We start from the raw sequence: 4,374 nt of genomic DNA, 5'->3' as shown, positions 1-4,374 counted from the left end.
CCGGCAAGGTTGTGCCTCTGGAGTATGTGCCCGACCCGGCGTTCGCCGAACGGCAGATGGGTCAGGGGCTTGCGATTGAGCCTTCGGATGGCCGGCTTGTCGCTCCGTTCGATGGCAAGGTAGTGCATATCATCAAGAGCAAACATGCGGTTGTGCTGGAGCATGCCACCGGCGTCCAAATCCTGATTCATGTCGGTATCAACACCGTGTCGCTGAAAGGCGCGCCCTTCACCACGCATGTCAATATCGACGATGAAGTCAAGGCTGGCCAACTGCTGCTTGAATTTGACAGGGAAGCCATCCTCCAGGCCAGGCTCCCGGTCATTACTCCGATCATTATTCCGGACGGGCAATCTGTCGTGGAGCAGGTGAACGAGGAGCCTGTTGAAGAAGCGGCCGCAGGCCGGGATGTCGTATTGAAGATTCGCTTGTCCTCCCAAGGTCTCTAGGCAGAATTGGCTGGGGATGCAATGCAAGAGGCGCAGTCCAAGGGGCTGTGCTTCTTGCCATCTTCGGTTATGCTATAGACAGGATGGTGATAACCCGTGAACGTCAATATTTATTGGAATATTTATAATGATTATGCCGAAAAAATCCAGAACGGCGGCATTCCATCCGGCGCCAAAATCCCTTCGGAGAGCGAGCTTGCCGAAAGCTACGGTACATCAAGGGAAACGGTGCGCAAGGCGCTTGGCCTGCTGTCCCAGAACGGCTACATCCATAAAGTGAAAGGCAAAGGTTCATTTGTGCTCGATTTGGGCCGGATGAAGTTTCCGGTTACGGGTCTGACCAGCTTTAAGGAAATGTCGGAGAAATTGGGCCGGAAATCCAGAACGCTTGTCCACAAAACGGAACGGGTGCCCGCATCCCGGATTATAGCGGCTCATCTGGACATTAAAGAGGGAGAGACGGTGTGGGAGGTGATTCGTTCCCGCGAGATTGAAGGGGAGCGGGTGATTCTGGACAAGGATTATTTTTTGCCGGAACGGGTGGAGCGGCTTACCCCGGAAATTGCCGGGAGTTCCATTTACGACTATCTGGAGAATACCCTGAATTTATCGATCAGCTATGCGAAAAAAGAAATTTCGGCCGAGCCCGCGACCCCCGAAGACCGGGCCCTGCTCGACCTCAATAATCTGTCCCATGTCGTAGTCGTACGGGGTTACGTCTATCTCGAAGATACGACGCTGTTTCAGTATACGGAGTCGCGGCACAGACTCGACAAATTCCAGTTCGTCGATTTTGCCCGCCGGGCGCATTGAATCGGCTAGAAGAGACGGCGGACAGGCGCTGAGCCTCCGCCGCTTCGTTGTAAGCGGGACCGCAGACGGGCTGGAATGCCGGTCACGCGAAAGCTTTTTTGCCAAACTGCTTGTCGTATAAATCCTTGTATACTCCGCCCTTCTCCAGAAGCTGCTCATGCTTTCCTTCCTCGGCAATCTGCCCTTCCTTGACGACAAGGATATTGTCAGCCGCCAGAATCGTGGACAGACGGTGGGCGATGACGAGACTGGTCTTGTTCTTGAGCAGCACGGCCATGGCCTCCCGGACATAATATTCGGAGACCGTATCGAGCGAGGAGGTCGCTTCGTCCATAATGATGATCGACGGATTCTTCAGCAGAACTCTGGCGATGGAGATTCGCTGCTTCTCGCCGCCCGACAGCTTGATTCCCCGATTGCCCACCACCGTGTCATAGCCATCCGGAAGCTGCATAATAAAATCATGGATGTAAGCGGCCTTGCAGGCTTCCACCATCTTGTTCTCGTCCGCCTCACCGACGGCATACAGCAGATTCTCGCGGATCGTTCCGTTGAACAGGTAAGTATCCTGGGTGACCAGGCCGATGTTCGACCGCAAGGACTGTAAAGTGAACGAAGCGATATCCGCGCCGCCAATCCGGATGATGCCCGAATCGGCTTCGTACAGCCGGGGGATGAGATTTGTAATTGTTGTTTTTCCCGCTCCGCTCGGGCCGACCAGCGCGGTCATCGTTCCCGGCTCCGCCTTGAATGACACATTCTGCAGCGCCGGCTTGTCTTGCTGATAGGAGAAGCTCACATTTTGAAATTCGATGCCGCTGTCCGCGTCGGTTAATGGGACCGCATGGGGACGATCCGCGATCTGCGGCTCCATGTCGAAATAATCGAAGATACGCTCGAACAAAGCGACCGAACGCTTGATGTCCACATACAGATTCGTAAGCTGCCCCACAGGGCTGTAAAGTCTGCCAAGCAGCGCCACAAAGGCGATAATCGCTCCGACGGTGATCTCTCCCCGAATGAAGAGATAGCCGCCGTACAAGTAAATCAGCATAGGCCCGATGGAAGCGAACGTGCCGACCAGCATCATGAACCAGCGTCCGGCCATGGACTCCCTGATCTGCAGGCGGGTGGCCGCCGCATTGACCTCCCTGAACCGGGACCGCTCGGTGTCCTCCCTGGTAAACAGCTTCATTAACATATAGCCGCTGAGGTTGAGCGTTTCTTCAATAATATAGTTCAGCTCCGAGATTTTCTCCTGCGTCTGCTTGGCGAGCTTCCAGCGGACGCTGCCCATTTTGCGGGTAGGCGCGATGAACAGCGGGACGACAAGCACGCTGACCAGGGCCAGCTTCCAGTTCATCAGAAAAAGCGTCACCGCCGTACTCAACAGCACCAGCACATTGCTGGCAAAATTCACGATGGTGCCGCTGAACACCCCCTGAATCCCCGAAATATCGCTGGTCATCCTTGTGATGACTTCACCTTGCTTCACATTCGAGAAGAACTGCAGCGGCATGTCTTGCAGATGGCGGTACATCTGGTTTTTCATATCATAGACAATGCTTTGCGAAATGAAAGAATTCAAATAGCTCTGCAGCACGCCCAGCAGACCTGATGCGACCGTTGCGCCCAAAGAGGCGGAAACGAGGAGGGCCAGCATCCGCAGATCCTTGCCCGGAAGCGCATGATCGACGATTCTCTGAATGAGCAGAGGCGGCAGCAGTCCAAGCAGGGAAGTCAGAATCAGGATCGCCAGCACGCCCAGCGCCTGCTTCCAATAGGGAAGGAAATAGCGGTAAATCCGCAGCAGCATGGCCTTGGAGAAATCCGGTTTCTCTTGCGAGTCGTCGAATTTCATTCTCCCCATGGTGGGTCCCGCGGTTCTTGACATCATGTATCACCAGCTTTGTATGAAATGTAAGGCCGGAGTCGGCATCCGGCAGTCGTTCGGAGGACTTCCGCATCGGAAGCGGAAGCAGCTACAGATTGTTCAGCAGCCGTTCATGCATCTCCAGCAGCCGCTCAATCTCTTCGGGAGTGAACTGGCGGAGAGCGCCGGCAAGCGCCTTGCGCGACAGATCCTCGCGGTTGTATTGCTCGCATAGCGCTTCCCCGGCAGGAGTGGGGCGCAGCAGCGTTTCTCTGCGATCCTGGAGAGAGGTCTCGCGAACCGCGAGCGCTTGGTCAACCAGGGCGTCAATGTGCAAGCTGACTCTGCTCTTGGGCACCCGCAGGCGTTCGGTCACTTCTTTCTGGGTGAGTCCGGGAGCCGTGCGGATCAACCGGAGAATATCGAGCTGATGGACGGTCAGTCCGATCTCGGCGGCGCTTTGGCGGGCGAGCCTTTTGAGCTGTCTGGCAATGGAAAAAAAAGAACGGTAAACCTCGGCCGTACGGCAATGCTCGTCCATTTTCCTGCACTCCTCATTAGTTATCAATATAAACAGTTTACAATAGAAACTAAATGGATGCAAATCGGTCATGCGGCATAGCCCTCCATATTTTCTACATATTTTACAGGTAAACTGGATGTGAATAGATAAAGACATACTCAAACCCGGGAGGAAATCAATGAACAAGCTATTGAAAATTGGAGCTGTGACTGTGCTGCTAGGCTCGATTCTGGCGGGCTGTACATTCGGCGGGAAGACGAATGAAGCGGCGGACGTCAAGACGGCGGACACTTCTTCTGCTGTTGCCGTACCCTGGATCGGAACAAAAAATACGACGCGCATCAATACTTCCGACCCGGCGCAGGCGGCAGTGCTCGTTTCGCAGACCCTCTGGACGGCGCAGTCGGACGGCAGCCGTCCATCCAGCGTTGTGCTGACGGATGTAGCCAATTGGCAGATCGCTGCTGCCGCGACGGATCTGATTCATCATCCGAGCAACGGGCCGGTGCTCTATTTCGACAAAGACAGTGTGCCCCAGGCGACGCTGGACGAGCTGAAGCGGCTGAATCCGAAAGGGGCCGAGAGCAATGACGGTATACAGATCGTTATCGTCGGTCCGGTTTCGGACAATGTGAAGAAGCAGCTGGATGATTTGAAGATGAAGATCGATCAGATTGCGGGCGATGATCCGGCTACCGTGGCTGCGGCAATCGATA

Annotated in this window: 4 protein-coding genes and 1 pseudogene; 3 read left to right on the top strand and 2 right to left on the bottom strand. The window is 54.9% G+C overall.

Features of this window, described 5'->3' with window-relative positions:
• Together L692_RS0111985 and treR are read left to right on the top strand one after the other, a co-directional pair.
• A partial coding sequence (locus tag L692_RS0111985; RefSeq protein WP_025700142.1) for a PTS sugar transporter subunit IIA occupies positions 1–449 on the top strand: 449 nt, incomplete at its 5' end.
• A gap of 96 nt (positions 450–545) precedes the next feature.
• The gene (gene treR / locus L692_RS0111980; RefSeq protein ID WP_025700141.1) at positions 546–1,262 is read left to right on the top strand and encodes a trehalose operon repressor; all 717 of its coding nucleotides are present in this window, start codon (positions 546–548) and stop codon (positions 1,260–1,262) included.
• Between the two features lie 82 nt (positions 1,263–1,344).
• Here treR and L692_RS0111975 read toward each other — a convergent pair whose 3' ends face one another.
• Positions 1,345–3,159 (bottom strand): ABC transporter ATP-binding protein, encoded by a 1,815-nt coding sequence (locus tag L692_RS0111975; protein ID WP_232238776.1) that lies wholly within the window; start codon positions 3,157–3,159, stop codon positions 1,345–1,347.
• An 85-nt stretch (positions 3,160–3,244) separates the two neighbouring features.
• Positions 3,245–3,676, bottom strand: a complete 432-nt coding sequence (locus L692_RS32670; protein ID WP_025700138.1) for a MarR family winged helix-turn-helix transcriptional regulator — start codon at positions 3,674–3,676, stop codon at positions 3,245–3,247.
• A gap of 160 nt (positions 3,677–3,836) precedes the next feature.
• Here L692_RS32670 and L692_RS32665 point away from each other — a divergent pair.
• Positions 3,837–4,374: pseudogene (locus L692_RS32665) on the top strand (cell wall-binding repeat-containing protein); the annotation flags it as partial.

The organism is Paenibacillus forsythiae T98, assembly GCF_000520735.1.
GTDB classification, from domain to species: domain Bacteria; phylum Bacillota; class Bacilli; order Paenibacillales; family Paenibacillaceae; genus Paenibacillus_AQ; species Paenibacillus_AQ forsythiae.
This window is presented reverse-complemented; position numbering and strand designations above follow the sequence as displayed.